Origin of the sequence: Streptococcus mitis ATCC 6249 (assembly GCF_000146585.1) — a bacterium.
GTDB classification, from domain to species: Bacteria; Bacillota; Bacilli; order Lactobacillales; family Streptococcaceae; genus Streptococcus; species Streptococcus mitis_AZ.
In genome coordinates this window covers 1080293-1097850 of the sequence record NZ_GL397179.1, presented here as the reverse complement: position 1 = coordinate 1097850, position 17558 = coordinate 1080293, and the positions used below count along the sequence as shown (strand labels likewise).

Sequence of the window (17558 nt, the reverse complement as noted above, 5' to 3'; positions counted from 1 at the left end):
ATCAGTTGTAGCAAGACACCAAATAGTCTGTTTGTAAAATGCTTTCTATACTAGAATTTTCTTTTCACTTTTAATTTCTCCCGAGTAAAAAATCACAAAACCTTTAGGCAAAATCGCCAGTTGCTGCTCCAATTCTTGGCAATGACTGGCTAGCGCTACAGAATCACGGTCTACAAGATAGTTTTCACTTGATTGGTTAAAAATAGCTTGGATTTTTTGTCCATCATAATCCCATGCCAGAGATACCACATCTGGCTTGATTACTTTCAGTCTATAGGTCCCATGCTGGATTATATCTGAGACACTCTTGCGAAGCTGAATCAATTTCTTCATAAAAATCAACATCTCATTGGTATCGGAAACACGTTCCCAAGGCATGACACGACGACAATCTGGATCTGGTCCTCCACCTAACTCCAACTCCGTTCCATAGTAGAAACACGGTGTTCCCCTTTGCAAAAAGAGGCAAGCAAGGGCAGACTTCACAAGTTGGGTATCTCCCTTGGCAGTAGCCAAAATGCGTTCCGTATCGTGAGAATCTAGAAGATTAAACATCACTTCCGAAATCTGCTGTCTATAGTACATAGACTGGCTATTAATCTCATCTATAAATTGATGGGACTTCTTAACCTCACGCAAGAAATAATCCTTGATACTGTCAGAGAGAGGATAATTCATGACTGCGTGGAATTCATCGCCATTTAGCCAGGGCTGGGAAGTGTGCCAGACCTCTCCAAGAATATAAAGGTCAGGCTTTTTAGCCAGGACAGCCTTCCGGAAATCTCGCCAAAATTGGTGGTCCACTTCATTAGCCACATCCAAGCGCCAAGCATCGATATCAAACTCTTCAATCCAGTAGGTCGCAACACTCAACAAATAGTCCCTCACTTGAGGATTGGCCGTATTGAGCTTGGGCATATAGCTGGCAAAGGCAAAGGTATGGTAAGGGAGCTTTCTTGGATCTCCCAGCTTATCCTTGGTCACTGGGAACTCTTGAACATGGAACCAGTCTTTGTAAACAGAATCTTCACCATGTTTGAGAACATCCTGCCATTGTGGCGATTGGTCACCAATATGGTTGAAAACAGCGTCCAGCATGATCTTCATGCCTCTCTGATGGGCTTGGTCCACCAGTTGACGGAAGGTCTCCTTGTCTCCAAAATGACGGTCGATTTCGAAATAATCTGTCGTATTGTACTTGTGATTGCTTGGGGATTCAAAGATTGGACAGACATAAAGTCCTGTAATCCCCAAATCTTGCAAGTAATCCAGATGGTCAATAATACCTTGTAAATCACCGCCAAAGAAATCACTCGTCTTTGGTTTGATAGAGGAATCCCAAGCTAGCGCACCTTCAGGTGAAATCTCAGAATTGCTATTAGCAAAACGTTCTGGGAAAATCTGATACCAAACTGTATTTGCCACCCAGTCAGGAACATGGCAAGCATCAATCTCATGGATATAAGGAATTTTGAATCCATTTCCTTCGTAATGAAGATTTGCTAGCGTATTTTCAACACAGCCCTTATCTCCATACAAAATACTCTGAGCCTGCTTATCTTTAAGTTCAAAGAGATACTGGAGTCGGGCATAGCCAACCGTTACTTCCGCTTGCCAGTAATCAAACAAGGCATCAGAAGTTACTTTCCTCATCTCCTTACTATCTTCATAACGGTCCTCTATAAAAATAAAAGGATCTCCATAATGCAAGTTGATGTTTTCAATATCATCTTTCTTGGTTCGGAGGCGAATGTGCATTGTATTATCTTTATAAAGATAGGCGTACTCCGACTCTGGTCTGTGGTAAATGGCTGTTAATTCCATTGTTCTGTCTCCTAGTTTACTTTTATTCATCTCATTGCGCAAACGTTTTCATAATTGTGATTCTAGTATACTACTTTCGAATTTTATTTTCAAGGCTTGTCCGTAGTTTCGAGTGGTTTGTTGCTAGAAATAAAAAAGCAGCCAGTCTTACAACTTACTACTTTTCATATGATGATTTACAACTGACTTTCCAGCCACTCGATCTTTTTAAAATCCTTATTGTTATTGTGGTCATTTCTATAAGAATCTTGGGAAGAAGCCTTGTAAATACTTAAATACTGTTCTAAACTTGGAACTCGAAAAGTGGTGTTTTCGAGATGAATCAGCTCAATATCCGATTCCGATACCCCTGCAAAATCAGGTAAAGAATCGATACTTCCGAATTCAACGCTCACACCATCCTTTTGGAATTCATGCTCATGAATATCTATTAAGGCATAGCCTAAGTGTTTCATCACTTTCATTATCTTGTCCCACTCATAAATTCTGAGATGATCAGGTGCTTCCCAACCTCTAGGGTCACCAGGCACATGAATGTCAATGTCAGATGGCTGCCATTCTTCATTTGAACGGTATTCAAAACCCAAAGACCCCATGAGCGTCGGAGTGATTCCGACTTGGTTTAAATGAGAACAAATTGTTCGAAATTCATCAAATAGAGAGTTCATTCCTCCTCCAATCGTTGATATGAAACTTTACTTCGCAGTGAAAAATAAACTAATTATTAATTTCTACTCTTTCGGTTTTGAAAATACTTCTACTCGTTGAGCTAGGACTTTGATTTCTACAGGTAGGTTATCCGATTTATCGCCGTCAACATCTGACTCCAATTCACTATCTGAAGAGATCTTAATATTACGCGCTCTGATATACTCAATATTATCATTGCCGACAACATCTCCTTTTAGTAAATCAGGAATGACGGATAATTTAGAGAATATAGAAGCATCTTTTAGAATCAAGATGTTGGCATAGCCATCTTTGTCTTCTTCAAAGATTTTCTTATCAGCGAAGTAATTTATCAAGAGAACCAAAACATGACTAGCTTCACCAACATAATTTCCATTTTCAGTCTCAACCTTAATGTTAAAGACCTGATCCGTCATCACGGACTTCATGGTATTTACAGCATAGGCTAAAATACCGAATTTTGTCTTGTCCTCGATTTCAACATTGTGAATCGCCTCAGGCAGAGAACCGATACTAAAAATATAACCAAAATAGTTATCATTTGCTTTACCGATATCAATCTTGTTGGTTAAGTTAAAATCGAGTTCATCAATCGCACCATCGATGTCTTGATTGATTTCCAACAGTTTCGTAATGAGGTTACCAGTACCGCCAGGGATAATCCCTAACTTAGGAATGTAGTCTCTCTCAGCAATACCTGAAATAACTTCATTGACAGTCCCGTCCCCTCCAAACACAACCACTGCATCGTACTGCTCACGTGAAGCTTCCTCAGCAAAGTGTGTTGCATCCAGCGCTTTTTCGGTAATTTTGGTTTCCACGTGCTCAAAATAATCTTTTGCCTTATTCTCCAGCTTGACCTTATAATCCAAAGCCTTCTCCCCACCAGAGGTAGGGTTGATAATTAACATTGCTTTTTTCATTGATAATACTCCTTAATTTTTAAATAGAAATGTTAGTGTAACTACATCAGTCATTACATATAATGCTATTATATAATGAAACCTCAAAAAATAGAAATCAGACGTACTGGAGATTAATATAATTTTATTCTATTTTCCCATCACCTAATTACAACCTTTAAGGATTCATCCAAATCAGAATAAGCTTTATCCTTTATCCAATAAGGAATACCATAAGCTACCTCTGCCACCAAGTGAGATGGCGTTTCTACTTACAATACTCTTTTATTCTATCAGCATATTTAGTCAAAAGATTCTTTGAATATAATTTTTCATTTTTTGAATTTCTAACTTCTTTCCAAAGAATAGAAGCAACTTTTAACTTGTTTGAGTAGTTACGACTATTTTCGTCTGCACAGAAGTCCTTTAAAAATCGGTTCCATTGACAAACCGAATAGTCATACTTGGCATAATCTGAATGTCCATAATAAACTTTTATCATATCTTGGATTGTAAAACTCAAATCATTTTCTCTTTTTACTTTTCTCCAAGCAGTCGCCATATCAGCAGTAAATTTAAAGGGTGAAACATCTGTTAAAGTTGAGAAATATTCTCTAAAGTAAGTGTTAAAGGAGAATCCACATTCAAGTAAGGGCGTATCTAAGGCAATAGCTTCCACTCGTTTCTTATTTCTTTTTGTTGATGATTTTTTAATCAAATTCCCCTTAAAGTACTGCTCGATAATATGATTGAGTTCTTGTTTTGTACCTCTATATTCAAGTTCTAATAACTTGCATATTTGTGAAAGTTCATCACGATACCAGTAGTATTTATTAAATTCATCAAAGGATGCAATTTTATCAAACTCAGGTCTGCTTTCTATCAATATAATACCTCCTTAAAAACAGTTTAGGTTTTCATTTCTAAATAATGGAGTTTTAGTTTCTTTAGTTTGAGGATTAACTATGTTTCACTAACAAGCTTACAAACTCGACATTTGATGCTAGCAAAGTTATATATTATAGGGCGAAAGTAGAAAAAAACAATATGTAATAACACTTTAGAACGAAAGCATATACTGTCTTGTACCAAATGCCTATTTAAAATAAATGTGTAAAATGATTTATTACTACAATAGTTAATCATTTACTTCAATAACACTACACTCTGTAAAAAATATAAACACAGAGTTACCAATAGTACATTTTCTCATTTAGATATTGTTCTTTTTGTTCTCAAGAATTTACATTATCAAATACAGTTTCAACTACTGTTTTAGCTTTTACATGTACTAGAAGTTTAATCTGATGATACTCGTTTGAAATTAGACTACCTTGATATTATATATTTTTGAGGGAGGAACTGAAAGAAAAAGTATTGGTACTTTTTCTCCATAATCCTTATGTAAAAATGTCTTACACTCTATCATTCACTCTAGATGCACCTACGAATAACATACTGGGTAATTAGCATTAAGTTCCCTCATTTATTAATTACTAGACTATTCGATTAATCAACTATACACTACTGCTACCTTTTAATGTTTCAATTACCCCCTTAAGTGGGCTTTCCCTTAAATATGCACGATAAACTTCAGCTACATTCAACTTAATAATATAAACGGGACTCAATTCCAAAGGTTTACCTGTAAACATCTCCATGGTCACTGAACCAAAGTCGAGATCTGTTTCTGACTCAGTTGGCATCACAAAGAAATTTTTCACAACTAGATCTTTTTCTTGGGCAGAAACAAAATCTTTATAAGCTAATTGATACAAGAATTGCTTCGTGACATCCCCAATCCCTGGATTATTGTACAGCCCCTTTTCTTCAACTTTTAAGAGATAATACTTAGCATCGAAAATCATAAATAATGAATCTTGTATAGATATTGTATCGGGTTCAAGAGTTTTAGAACTATACTGAATTATTCCTTTAGATGTCCATTTTGGTTTTTCTAGAAACTCCTTCAAAGACTGTGTGCTATCGCCCAGCCCAAGAGACTTGAGTGAATGATCAAGGTGGTTTTCAAAAGCCACTGCACAAGCTTTCTCCCAAACTACATGGAATGAGTTTGTTCCAAAGAAACTGATATCACTTTTTTCTGATGATGTATCCTTCTTATCAACATAGATATACAGAGCTTTCAGTAACAATTGGTTTCTAGTATTAAACTCTACTGAAAGTTGCTGCTCGATCTGATAAAGAATATAGTCTTTTTCAGCTAAATCATCCAGCTCCTCCTCTGCCAAAAGAAGTTCTGGTAAGCCTAACAAATCATGTAAATTAGCATCCTGCAAAGTATTAGTCACTTTAGTCAAAATAATTTCATGAAGCTGTTTGATAAAGTGTGACTCATCATGAATCTTCCGTCGAGTAACCAACTCCGGATAATAAGGTCGATTATTCGAAATAATGGCAAAGGAGTCATTAATAGTTTTATCCCAGTTAATATCCCCATAGCCATTAATTTCTATAATTGAATCCTCAACATTATACAAACCATACTCAAAATAATCAGTTAAGAGATACATAATTAGGGCTAGTTCATTGAAAGAACTGCTTGAATCATACTCTGAATAAATCAGTATTTCTTGTTCCTTCTGATCAGCTTTCTCAATGACTTGGATAACCTCTTTGAGCTTGATATCGAGGTCTTCTTCCTTATCGATATACTTAGGATAACACTTAAGAACGAGGTTCTGAATCATCACAAGCCCAACAAAGGTAAAAACATAGAGCGACTCACTTCCACCAGAAGAAAGTTCCTCTAGTTCAGCATCTTCTTCAAACAAGTCAGATAGTTCCTGTTGTTCCTTACTATTTTTTACATTTTTTAAGATACCAAAAGATTTCAAGCGTTGGAGTAATTTTTGAAGTGGATCCTTATCCAGATTAAAACTAAATTGAAGTTCATGAAAGGTATATCTCTTTTGTTCACGAATAAACACTGATTTCATATAGTCTATTCCTTATCGTTTGAAACAAACAATTCATAATTCTTAGAGACTTTATGATCAAAAATTTGCAACCCATTCTGTTCAAACTCTTTACAGATAACTGAGTATCTATTGGAATTCTCTACTCCTTGGAAGAAATCTTTCCTCTTTTGCTTAGCTGCATCATCAAAGAGATACATCAAGACCTTGTTCTTGAAGGCATCAAGGAACTTGTCATTCAGGATATAATCATAAGATTTTTTATCTGACTCGGATGAATTACTATTATCTGCTTTAATCTCTATCTTATATGAATCAAGTTTAATGAAGAATGGCCCCATCAACTTATCTTCATTGATTTTGTAGACCTCAGATAAAACTTCATTAAGAGCCTTACGAAGTGCATTCCACTCATAAGTTTGACCCGCAACATTAAATCTATATCCTTCAATCTCAGCTTCTCCGCCATCCAGTTCTAGATACTCAAAATCCCAGCGTCTCTTAAAGGCAGTATCCATAGGGAAAACACCTTGGTCAGCACTATTCATTGTAGCCCATATATATAGGTTATCTGGCAAAGTCAATGTAGCTACTTGATCTTCTGATACTTTCAGTTCGTTTGCAAGATACTGTCTCAAATCCTCAGAAGTACGGATTGGATACTCACTGACACCATCTGTTCGGTCCAATAATTGAAAAATGTCACCAAAGACTGCTGCAATCTTAGCTCGGTTAATCTCCTCGATTAGCAAGAGATAAGGCTTAGGATTATCTGTTTGAGCACTCTTAAGTGCTTTTACATAAGAACGGATGAACGGCCCAGGGACATATTGATAAGAGATTTCTTCTTTTCCATCCTTATTTATAATTGGGACTGGTTTATAAGTACCGACAAACTGAGAGAAGGTATAATCTGGATGGAAAGTTACCCTTTCATAGTCTTTTTCAGCATTTTCAAGTAACTCGACCATATCTTTACCTAACTTATGACTCTTACCAGTACCAGGTGCACCAAAAAGAACACGGTTCAGTGAAAAAGCACTCTTATGAGTTGTTTCATATTCTAAATTTACATCGTTAATATTTTCATTTATTTCTGAGTCATCTTTAATCAAGACTCTCTTGAATTCAAAATCAAAATTCATATCAGTATTTTTTTCATCCATAATAATAGCTCCTATAATATTTAAATTAGGTGGAATAATTATTTCATTCGGTGACAATATAGATTTAGCTTCTTTTGAGTTCTTAACTAAATACTGGTATAAAGCCTCATCTTCAACAGGTGTTCTTGAATAACCATTATCATTATCGAGGAAATTATTAACCCTATTCATCAATTGAGCATATTTACCAAATGTTTTATAAAGTGTATCCTCATCAATTCCCTCAATAATAAGATAAATGTTGTTTTTACTATTATTAAAGGATTTTAATAGTGCTTTTTCAAATAGGAATGGCTGAAATTCTTCATCTGAATCATAAGCAAATAACAGTCTCTCATGATTGTCCGACTGATACCTGTACACAAATGTCTCATCACTTATTCTTCCTAATACTGTATCATTAATCCAATGCTTTATAGATTTAAGATTGTCATTTGAGTAAGCAAAAATCTGTAAGGGTTGGAAAGTAGCTGGTATAGCTTCAATTTGTTTTTTATGAACAGCTTCCAAGTTACCACTCAAAGAATAGTATATTTTTTTACTATTCTCATCTCTTACACTTGTTAATAAACCTATACTTGGATCAGTAAAAATATTAATAATTTTACAGTCATTGACAATGTTTTCAATTTTCCACTGTTCAATGAACTCACTATAGTCATCAATACTATTTGCTCTATTTGCTTTTATTGTTTCGATGGCCTCCTTGAAAGATGAAACAGGACTATCAGTCTTACCATCTGTCCCTCTATTCAAACCGTAAATTACAAAGCAAATCTCCTCTGCAGTAGCCGAGCCAAGCTCATATACAGTCTTAAAAACAAGTTTAGCTGGTTCAATATCTGTATTTGACTGTTCAGCACCACAGTTATTTTTTCCAAAAGTATCAAAAATTACACTTTCAAAGATTAGGTTAATAAATTCAGAACGGTTCTCTTCCTTAATCTTAAACCTTTTTTTAGATTCAATTTCAACACCAGAATCTTCAATATAGTTATTAAGAATTTCTCCTCTATGAGTTAATACTAGTAACTGTTCATTATTGGAATCCATTTTTACATCTACAAATCCAAAATAGCGAGGTAGTTTACTCTTATTAAATGGAGTTCGATTTTCTCCACCATTTGCGTTAACAGAAGGTTGACCTATAAACTCCCCCATCTGCATACCAAAATCCCTGCGACTTACACTACCGTTATTAGATGAAATAATTCTAATTGTATACAAAAAGTAACTTAAATTCATACTCGCTTTATCAATGGTAAGTTTACCTATCATAATATCCCTCCTTTATAAGAGAAATGACTGCTTTTTTAATAAGTAATGGAGGAATACCTTCTCCAATAACTTTGCGAATAAGAACTTCTTTTGCCCATTTAGGAATATTCCAATCTAGTGGTAATGAAGAAAGAATGATTAATTCATAAATAGATAGAGCTCGTGGATCTGAATATTCACGAAGTTCCTCATTAACACTATCTACAATACATCTTCCTGGATGCACAGTAGAAAATGCTGATATTACACCACTATTTTGCATTATTGTTGTTGCGGGCTTTTCCCAAAACATTCTCATGTATGTTCTAGGTGCTCCCTTAATTCTTCGCCCTTTTGTCATAGGGAAGAATTTATCATTTTTGAATGCTGAAGTTCCGCTAGGAGTGTGAATCATCCACTCAACTTGTCTCCAGCTATGAGTAGGAGGATAATGCCATTTTGACACTTTTAAACCCTCTAATTTCTTTTTTTCATAGTCAGGAAATCGCCACTGCTCATCCTTTTCTCTTATTTGTGGATCCAACGAAGGAAGTGAACCTATAGCATCTTGCAACGTTATAATTTTTTCTTCTTTTGGAGGAAATTCCCATTTAACTCCTTCAGATTTTAAGGTCATTAGATAGATATACCGCTGTCTTGATTGTGGGATTCCATAATCCATTGTATTAACAATACGATCTGTATTGATATTGTAAATTGCACCTAACTCTCGCTCTATATAGTCAGGAATAAAAATATACTCATCATTATATAATATCTGCGTATGTTGCTGCATTGTGACATTTTCAATAATGACAAATCTAGGTTTCAATTCTTTTATTGCTTCTACCGCATAGTGGACAAGAAAATTCCTAGAATCTTTAGGATCTTTTCTACCCGCATTTGACATCCCTTGACAAGGGGGAGTAGCAATAACCATTTCAACACCAGCTTCTTTTGCAGTCAACATCACTTTATCGAAAACTTCACTATCTGTTATATCACCTTGGATAATACTAACATCTGGATATAAATGTGAATAAAACCTACATCTTTCCTCTAAGAGTTCATTAGCAACACATACGTCCACACCTACATCCGATAAATAAGTCTCTGCTATACCAACATTTGAAAATAGGGAAAGTGCTTTGACTCTTTTTTTAAATTTTACATCACTCACTTAATAATTGCTCCAATCTTATTATTGCTTGCTCAATTAACTTCGGTGGAACTCCCTCACCAAGAATTTCACGTATTAGATTACTACTAGCATTATCAGGAATATTCCAATCATCAGGTAATGAAGACACTCTCATTAATTCGAAAATCGATAAAACCCTAGCATCGGACCAAATTCGTTCTTCTTCATTAGCAGAATCAACAATCACAAATCCAGGATGCCCATTTTCTTGAGAGCCAATCCTACTTGTATATTTAGTTACAGTATATGCCGGTTTATCCCACCACTGTCTTTTATAAGTATTTTTATATCCTTTAGATTTTGTCCCATCTGCCAAAGTAGGATAGTACTTTTCATTTTCCCAAGCTGAACACCCCTCTGGTGTGTGCATCATTGCAATAACATGTCTATACTTATGCTTTGGTGGAAAATGCCATTTCGATACAGCAAGTCCTCTTTCTTTTTTTATATAGTAATCTGGGAATAGTTTAACTCTTTCTTCCTCACTAATATCTGTGACATCAGGATCCAATGATGGTAAATCCCCAATGGCATCACGCATAGTCACAATTTTAGTTGATGGCTCTGGAAATTCCCACTGAATGTTAGTATCAATTCTCGACAAGAGATACACACAACGTTCTCTTGACTGAGCAACTCCGTAATTTTTAGCACTGACAACTTTATTCTCATTAAATCTATATTCCTCTCCCAACTCTGCTACAAGATAATCATTAATTAAAACCCACTCACCATTGATTTCAATCATCGTATTTAGCATCTCTGGGACGTTTTCAATAATTACGAATTTAGGTTTAAGTTGTTTGATTGCTTCAACTACAACCATGATTAATCTATTTCTAGGATCATCTTTAAGTTTCTTTCCAGCAGTACTCATCCCCTGACAAGGAGGAGTTGCTATTAAAAAATCACATTTTTCGTCAATAGCTGCTTTGATCACTTCATCATAAACTTCTTTATCAGTTAAGTCTCCTTGAAAAACATTTACATTAGGATAAAGATGTTTGTATATCCTCACTCGCTCAGGTAATAGCTCAGCAGCAACCTTCACATGAATACCATGCTTTTCAAAATAAGTTTCTGCTACTCCAGCACTCGCAAATAATGAAATACCTCTAAAATTTATTCTATCCTGCTCCAATTCTTCTTTTGTTCCTTCTAGGGTAAGTAAGTCTCCAATCTCACAATCAAATAACTTACACAATTTTTCAATAGTTTCAAAATCTATCCTAGTAGCTCTATCATGATAGAGTTGAGTAATAGTACTTCTAGCTAACTTAGTTTGTTTATGAACATCTTGTATGCATAATCTTGATTTCCCCATCAAAGTGGAAAGATGACATTTCATTAATTACTCCTCCAATAAATATATCTTTAGATATTATACCACAAATAAAGCGGATGCACTACAATTTAAATGGCTTTTAGTTAGTTGTCTTTTATTAAAGTACATAAAAAAGGTTTTTAGTTGAAAACATTATTTTCTTTTGATAAAACGAAAAACCACTGTTACCAGTGGTTTCAAAAAGCCTTTTGTTCAAAGGTTTCTAGGCTTTTACGAGCAAAGCAACACACTCAACGGTTCGGACTTACCGTATCATTTCGTCGGTTTCCCTCCTCATTCTACAAGTCCTATCGCATGGGAGATTATTTACTTCTACTTTGCTGATGCCTCAACTCGTACAAGCAGCGATACTGCCTCCACGTGTTGCGTCTGTGGACCTCAAAAGGTTCGGGGAACCTTTTGAGGTTTAACTGCGTTTCACTAACAAACTCACACACTCAACATGATGCGTCTGCGGAAACAAATCCACCGGCTGGACTTTCTTTAATTCATAACCCAATTCTTGGTAGAGTTTGATATCACGCGCCATGGTGGCGACATTACAAGAGATATAGGCAATACGATTAGCTCCTGTTTGAGCGCTTGCTTTGATAAAGCTTTCAGTGAGTCCTTTTCTCGGTGGGTCCACTAATATAACACTTGGTTGGATACCTTCCTTGAACCAATTCTTCATAGCATTTTCAGCTGTGTCGCAGACATAGTGGGCATTTGTGATATTGTTTAATGCAGCATTCTTCTGGCTATTCTCAACTGCTTCTGCAATCACTTCAACACCGTAGACTTCTTTGACATGCTTGGCAACGGATAATCCAATCGTTCCAATCCCAGAATATGCGTCAATCACCACATCATCTTCTCTTAACTCCGCAAAGTCAATAGCTGTTTGATAAAGTTTCTCTGCCATTTCTGTATTGACCTGGTAAAAGGCTGGCCCAGATATCTGAAAGTCATTTCCCAACATCTGGTCCGTAATATAGTCTTGACCATAAAGAGTCTTCCACTCCTTACCAAAAATCGCATTGGTATTTCGGTCGTTGATATTTTGCATGACAGACACAATCTCTGGGAACTGCTTGATAAGGTGTTCAATCAACTGTTCCACTCGGAAAACTTTAGGACGAGTGGTCACCATAATAACCATGATTTGTCCGGAATGATGTCCACGACGTACAACAAGATTCCGAATCAAGCCAGACTGTTCCTTTTCGTCATAAGGTTTCAAATCATAACGACGAAGCAAATCTCGAAGAGCTACTACGACTTGGTCAATGACAGGATCCTGGATAAAGAAATCTTCAAGGGGCATGAGGTAGTGCGAATTCTTACGGAAAAAGCCAGTTTCCAAGATGCCATTCACTCGACGAACGGGCACCTGAGCCTTATTTCGATACTTGACTGGATGGTCCATGCCGAGCGTTTCAGCGACCTCTATATCTCTAATACCAGCAATCTTGTAGAGACTGTCTTTGACTTGCTTGGTTTTAAACTTGAGTTGCTCTGAATAGGCAAGATGACCCAAATCAGCGATACCCGAGCGTAGATAAGATAGATCAAGGTCTTGGTTACGATGCGGTGACTGAACAAGGTATTCTTCAACCTTCCCATAGCCGATCCTTTTATTGACCTTAAGGACTCGCATGAGGATTTTCTCAGTTGGTAGAGCATTTTCTACAAAGAAAACCAAACCATCTACCTTAGCAACTCCTGCCCCTTCATGGGTCAAATCAACAATTTCAACTTCTACAATATCATTTTTCTTTAACATATTTTTCACTTTCTAGTAGCCGACAAAAAAAGACGGCAACATTTCTGTTACCATCTATTATATCATGAAATGACTTAAGCACCAAAACTCTTGAAGAAGTTGACAATGGCTTGCCAAAGGGAGCTAAAGAAATTGCCCCCGTCTTCTAGCGCTTTATTGGCATCAAAGTTGAGGTTGATATTTTTAAAGCTATCTCCAGCTTGGGAAACAATACTTTCCTTGAGGTCATTGAGGGTTTTAGTGAAATCAGCATTGTTCAAAATATCACTCTTTGAGAGGTTAAGGGCAAAATTGATGATAATATTGACCTGGTTTCCTGTTATAACCTGATCGAGTTTGTAGTTTTTTAGCGTGTCTTCAACGATTTTGCGGACATCTTCTTCTGTCAGATTTCCTTTGGCTTCTTTTGCCTTTGCGATTCCTGCCTTGATATCTGCCAAAGCTACATTGAGTTTATTGGCATCATAACCTGACTTGTCCTTGTTTTCAGCATTGATATCGGACAAGGCTTTTAACTCTTCTTGAGCCAAGTCTTTATTGGCTTGTGGTACTTTAGCTCCATTGGCCTCTAACGAGTAATAAATCCCTGCTAGGGCGCTCTCACCTGTAACTGGAATAGGAGCTGCAACTGTGATTTTAGCATGCTCAACTCCCAGCGTCACTGCTGCGTTACGGTACATATCCTGCGTCACCTTGGTGATATTTTCAGGCGTTTCAATCTTAACTTCTAGAGGCGACTTATCACCTAGCTTTTGAATCTTAGCTGACGAATAGAGCTGTAAGCTAGCATCATTAGCCACATTCATGATTTTCGAATAGATATCAGGGGTCATAGTTTTGATATCTTTGGTGTCTTTTGATGCGTCATAGCCAAGTTTGCTAAGAGTTTGGTTTTTCTGGTCTTCAGATAGAGAAGATCCTAGAACATATTCAGGTTGAACATAGGTTTCATCGATTACTTTTTGAACATCAGTTGCTGCGTGGACGCTTGTCATAGCTGTTGCGGCCCACAATATTGCAGCACTTGTTAGAAAGAATTTCTTTCTCATGGGATATTCCCTCCTTTACCTTTCTAGGGTAATAAAACAATCTTAAAGAAAACTTATAGTGAAAAACACCTGGTCAAACCAGATGTTTAGAAGAAATTAAAGAATTTCATGATATAGAGATTAAAGCGAACCTGTCTCGAGTAGTAATAATTTCCACCATTTTCATAGAGTTCGGCTCCGTGAAAGATAGAAATTGGGTTGATGTAGGTGTAGGTCTTCCCTGTAGTATTACCAAGAATTGGAGCGACCGTTTCTCGGGAGTAACGCTTGGCTAGTGCCAGAGTATTTTCCTTGCCATTCTGAGCGATAAAGTCGATATAGGCAGGTCCAAAATTATAGGCTTGAACGGCGGTCCAGACATCTACTCCTTTGCTCTGTGCCAAATAGAGATTATCTGTTAAAGTCTGTACCCCTTGGCGAATACTAGAGGCATCGTCTTTGATGGTATTGGTAGCGCCACTAGCAGACTCACTAGACTGCATGACATCTCGCTCTTTTCCCTTCGTTTCGGTATAAATCATGGCGAGAACTAACTCTTCATTGGCTGGAGTATCTCTTTCACTGAGGATTTCTCGCACCATGGGTTGGTAGGTCATGACTTGTTTAACATCCTGATGGATATGATAAGCTTTGTATCCTGCGAAAAGGAAGACTGCTAGCACAAGCACTCTTCTTATAAATTTAAACATTATTTACTTTGAATGTCCTCGATATTTTTGATTAAGATAGAATAGGTTCCATTGTCATTTTGGATAAACTCAACAGACTCCGCGTCTTGATAAACATTGTTGGGAACGATGAGTTCGATTCCGTTTGACAAAGAAAGTTTTTGGTTTTCAAATTTCTTGAGCTGACGACTGGCATCAATTTCATCAAACTGGACTGGTTCTGGTACGGCTTCCTTGACTTGGTCGATAAAGCTCAAACGAGCTGTCAGATTGTTGTCAAAAAGGTCGTTAGCCAATTTTTCAGGCGACAGCTCATTGCTTTCTTCAAGATTGTTGAAAATAGCTGACTTAACCTTGGATTGAAACTGAAAATCATCTGTGTTAAAGGACTCAGCAATTCTCTGGGCTGTTTTTTCCAATTCCTTGATGGATTTCTTGGGAGAAATCTTAGGAGCGACAGCTAGGAGATTTTCTGAAAAATAGTTCAAAAAAGTCCCATTGTACTTGATTCGTTTCTCAATCAGGTGGTACTTGCGACTTTGAAGATTGACGACCAAGGCCTCATCAGCCCCCGTTCCAAATCCCGGCAGGTTATTCTGAGTCAGCTTGATTGGATTATCAACTTCTCCACCGAGGTGGGTCAAGGTTTCCCGCAAGGCAATTCGCAAGAAAGCAAAATGTTCAACGCCTTCTTTAGAAAACTGAACAAAAACCAAGTCATTGGTCTTGAGATTTTCTGAAATGCTAAACTCCTCTTTCCAGAGGTTAGCCAGAGTTACTGATGTATCCAACAAATCGTCTGTGATGTGATTGAAGAAGGGATTTTCTTCCTCGAAAATCCCCGTCTTGGCTTCATCTGAATACACACGCTCGATTTTTTTGCGCAGGTATTCTTCGATTTTTGGCGTGATATTGAGAAATTTATCCGCTAGAAACAGCTCGGTATCATCTGGGCTGAACTGATGGATAATAGCTTTCTTAATATAAATGTCCATAAAAGTATTAGTCCTCGTATAGTGGGAAGGCATCTGTCAACGCTTTGACTTCACTTCTCACTTCTTCTAAGACAGCTTCATTTTCTGCATTCTTAAGGGTTTTAATGATGAGTTCAGCAACTTTACGGCATTCTTCTTCACCAAATCCACGTGCAGTGATGGCTGCTGCTCCGATACGAATTCCACTTGTCTTGAATGGTGACAAGGTTTCGTATGGAATTGAGTTTTTATTTAGGGTAATATTGACTTCATCCAGCAAGTTTTGAGCCACTTTTCCGTTTTCTATAACCTTGGTTACATCCACTAGGAAGAGGTGATTTTCAGTACCACCAGAAATGATACGGAAATCAGGGTCTTGCAAGAAGACACTAGCCATAGCCTTGCTGTTCTTGATAACATTGGCAGCATATTCCTTAAAGGCTGGATCCAAAACTTCTTTGAAGGAAACCGCCTTAGCAGCCACAACATGCTCCAAAGGACCACCTTGAATACCAGGGAAAATAGCTGAGTTGATTTTCTTAGCTAGGTCCTCATCATTTGTCAGGATCAAGCCACCACGAGGTCCACGAAGGGTTTTGTGGGTCGTTGTTGTCGTGATATGAGCGTATGGAACTGGGCTTGGATGTAAACCGGCTGCAACTAAACCAGCGATATGGGCCATATCGACCATGAGCTTAGCACCAACGGCATCTGCAATTTCACGGAATTTTGAGAAATCGATAATTTGAGAATAGGCTGAAGCACCAGCTACAATTAGTTTTGGTTTTACTTCTTGGGCTTGTTTCAAGATTGCATCAAAGTCCAAGAGTTCCGTTTCAGGATCCACACTATAAGAAACAAAGTTGTAGGTTTGACCAGAGAAGCTAACTGGAGCTCCGTGGGTCAAGTGTCCACCTGCTGCCAAATCCATCCCCATAACGGTATCACCTGGCTCAATCAAGGCCATATAAGCAGCACAGTTGGCTTGGCTTCCTGAGTGAGGTTGAACATTGGCGAACTTAGCACCGAAAATTTCTTTTGCACGTTCAATAGCTAGAGTTTCTACCACGTCTACCACATCAGTTCCACCATAATAACGGCGTCCTGGGTAACCCTCGGCATATTTGTTTGTCAAGATAGACCCTTGAGCTGCCATAACAGCCTTGGAAACCACGTTTTCCGAAGCAATCAACTCGATATTGTTTTGTTGGCGTTCTTCTTCTTTGGCAATAGCATTCCAGAGATCAGCATCGTATGCTTTAAAATCGTCTTTATCAAAAATCATAGGTCTTCTCCTTTATAGTGTGACTGGTCCTTTAGTTTGTTTTTACAAGGAAGAAAATAAACTAAAGAATGCGAATAAACCGTTTCTGCATTTTATCACAAGTATAACCAACTTTTTCATAAAATGCATGAGCACCCAGACGATGATCAGCAGAGTTTAAGCGGATAAACTCATAACCCCGTCTTTTTGCTTCTTGATCCAACCCTTGCAGTAAGCTTTTACCGATACCTTGCCCTTGTGCTTGAGGCGAAACTGCTAAGCCTAAGATATTAAATCCTGCTTTGGAATAGAGGGATTCATAAACTTCAGCATGGACATATCCAAGTAGGACATGGCTGACCTCATCCTCATAGCCAAGTAGGAAATGATGAGAATCCTGAGACAGTCTAGCTAGTTGACTAGCTGTGTCCTCTGGACTAAAAGAATAGCCCAAAGCCTCTTGGTTAATCTCACATATAGCATTCACATCTGTTTCTTGCAAATCTCTTAGCAT

At 37.4% G+C, this 17558-nt stretch carries 14 protein-coding genes and 1 pseudogene; all 15 read right to left on the bottom strand.

Annotation, left to right across the window (positions count from 1 at the left end; all coding sequences use genetic code 11):
- Positions 1-45 precede the first annotated feature (45 nt).
- Complete coding sequence (locus tag HMPREF8571_RS07125; RefSeq protein WP_000423957.1) at positions 46-1824, bottom strand: glycoside hydrolase family 13 protein; 1779 nt, start codon at positions 1822-1824, stop codon at positions 46-48.
- A 176-nt stretch (positions 1825-2000) separates the two neighbouring features.
- Positions 2001-2492, bottom strand: coding sequence for a nucleotidyltransferase domain-containing protein (locus HMPREF8571_RS07120; RefSeq protein ID WP_001086578.1), 492 nt, complete (start codon positions 2490-2492; stop codon positions 2001-2003).
- A gap of 63 nt (positions 2493-2555) precedes the next feature.
- Positions 2556-3437 carry a diacylglycerol/lipid kinase family protein gene (locus HMPREF8571_RS07115; RefSeq protein ID WP_000710094.1) on the bottom strand — a complete coding sequence of 294 codons (882 nt, stop codon included), beginning with the start codon at positions 3435-3437 and terminating at the stop codon, positions 2556-2558.
- A 140-nt stretch (positions 3438-3577) separates the two neighbouring features.
- Positions 3578-3667 (bottom strand): annotated as a pseudogene (locus HMPREF8571_RS11445) (hydrolase); the annotation flags it as partial.
- A 17-nt stretch (positions 3668-3684) separates the two neighbouring features.
- Positions 3685-4302: an SAP domain-containing protein gene (locus HMPREF8571_RS07110; protein ID WP_000573116.1), complete on the bottom strand. Its 618-nt coding sequence runs from the start codon at positions 4300-4302 to the stop codon at positions 3685-3687.
- Between the two features lie 631 nt (positions 4303-4933).
- A complete protein-coding gene (locus HMPREF8571_RS07105; RefSeq protein ID WP_000843547.1) occupies positions 4934-6376 on the bottom strand; it encodes an LlaJI family restriction endonuclease in 1443 nt (480 codons plus the stop codon).
- 5 nt (positions 6377-6381) lie between these two features.
- Positions 6382-8799, bottom strand: coding sequence for an AAA family ATPase (locus HMPREF8571_RS10995; RefSeq protein WP_000579591.1), 2418 nt, complete (start codon positions 8797-8799; stop codon positions 6382-6384).
- Positions 8789-9958, bottom strand: coding sequence for a DNA cytosine methyltransferase (locus tag HMPREF8571_RS07095; protein WP_001286132.1), 1170 nt, complete (start codon positions 9956-9958; stop codon positions 8789-8791). The genes HMPREF8571_RS10995 and HMPREF8571_RS07095 overlap by 11 nt, the downstream gene beginning before the upstream one ends.
- Positions 9951-11327: a DNA (cytosine-5-)-methyltransferase gene (gene dcm, locus HMPREF8571_RS07090; RefSeq protein ID WP_000649651.1), complete on the bottom strand. Its 1377-nt coding sequence runs from the start codon at positions 11325-11327 to the stop codon at positions 9951-9953. The genes HMPREF8571_RS07095 and dcm overlap by 8 nt, the downstream gene beginning before the upstream one ends.
- A 403-nt stretch (positions 11328-11730) precedes the next feature.
- Positions 11731-13089, bottom strand: a complete 1359-nt coding sequence (rlmD, locus tag HMPREF8571_RS07085) for a 23S rRNA (uracil(1939)-C(5))-methyltransferase RlmD (RefSeq protein WP_000914610.1) — start codon at positions 13087-13089, stop codon at positions 11731-11733.
- A 74-nt stretch (positions 13090-13163) separates the two neighbouring features.
- Positions 13164-14138 (bottom strand): DUF1002 domain-containing protein, encoded by a 975-nt coding sequence (locus tag HMPREF8571_RS07080; RefSeq protein ID WP_001227373.1) that lies wholly within the window; start codon positions 14136-14138, stop codon positions 13164-13166.
- Positions 14139-14224: 86 nt separating this feature from the next.
- Positions 14225-14827 carry a lysozyme family protein gene (locus HMPREF8571_RS07075; RefSeq protein WP_004240129.1) on the bottom strand — a complete coding sequence of 201 codons (603 nt, stop codon included), beginning with the start codon at positions 14825-14827 and terminating at the stop codon, positions 14225-14227.
- The gene (locus HMPREF8571_RS07070; protein ID WP_000356098.1) at positions 14827-15801 is read right to left on the bottom strand and encodes a nucleoid-associated protein; all 975 of its coding nucleotides are present in this window, start codon (positions 15799-15801) and stop codon (positions 14827-14829) included. The genes HMPREF8571_RS07075 and HMPREF8571_RS07070 overlap by 1 nt, the downstream gene beginning before the upstream one ends.
- Positions 15802-15808: 7 nt before the next feature.
- Positions 15809-17065: a serine hydroxymethyltransferase gene (gene glyA, locus HMPREF8571_RS07065; protein ID WP_000575495.1), complete on the bottom strand. Its 1257-nt coding sequence runs from the start codon at positions 17063-17065 to the stop codon at positions 15809-15811.
- A gap of 61 nt (positions 17066-17126) precedes the next feature.
- Positions 17127-17558, bottom strand: a complete 432-nt coding sequence (locus tag HMPREF8571_RS07060) for a GNAT family N-acetyltransferase (RefSeq protein ID WP_000942955.1) — start codon at positions 17556-17558, stop codon at positions 17127-17129.

Bases quoted from the DNA above. Each gene is read 5' to 3' on its own strand.
- HMPREF8571_RS07115 (WP_000710094.1), bottom strand. From the start codon at position 3,437: ATGAAAAAAGCAATGTTAATTATCAACCCTACCTCTGGTGGGGAGAAG.
- HMPREF8571_RS07080 (WP_001227373.1), bottom strand. From the start codon at position 14,138: ATGAGAAAGAAATTCTTTCTAACAAGTGCTGCAATATTGTGGGCCGCA.
- HMPREF8571_RS07070 (WP_000356098.1), bottom strand. From the start codon at position 15,801: ATGGACATTTATATTAAGAAAGCTATTATCCATCAGTTCAGCCCAGAT.
- rlmD (WP_000914610.1), bottom strand. From the start codon at position 13,089: ATGTTAAAGAAAAATGATATTGTAGAAGTTGAAATTGTTGATTTGACC.
- HMPREF8571_RS07125 (WP_000423957.1), bottom strand. From the start codon at position 1,824: ATGGAATTAACAGCCATTTACCACAGACCAGAGTCGGAGTACGCCTAT.
- HMPREF8571_RS07075 (WP_004240129.1), bottom strand. From the start codon at position 14,827: ATGTTTAAATTTATAAGAAGAGTGCTTGTGCTAGCAGTCTTCCTTTTC.
- HMPREF8571_RS07120 (WP_001086578.1), bottom strand. From the start codon at position 2,492: ATGAACTCTCTATTTGATGAATTTCGAACAATTTGTTCTCATTTAAAC.
- dcm (WP_000649651.1), bottom strand. From the start codon at position 11,327: ATGAAATGTCATCTTTCCACTTTGATGGGGAAATCAAGATTATGCATA.
- HMPREF8571_RS07105 (WP_000843547.1), bottom strand. From the start codon at position 6,376: ATGAAATCAGTGTTTATTCGTGAACAAAAGAGATATACCTTTCATGAA.
- glyA (WP_000575495.1), bottom strand. From the start codon at position 17,065: ATGATTTTTGATAAAGACGATTTTAAAGCATACGATGCTGATCTCTGG.
- HMPREF8571_RS10995 (WP_000579591.1), bottom strand. From the start codon at position 8,799: ATGATAGGTAAACTTACCATTGATAAAGCGAGTATGAATTTAAGTTAC.
- HMPREF8571_RS07060 (WP_000942955.1), bottom strand. From the start codon at position 17,558: ATGCTAAGAGATTTGCAAGAAACAGATGTGAATGCTATATGTGAGATT.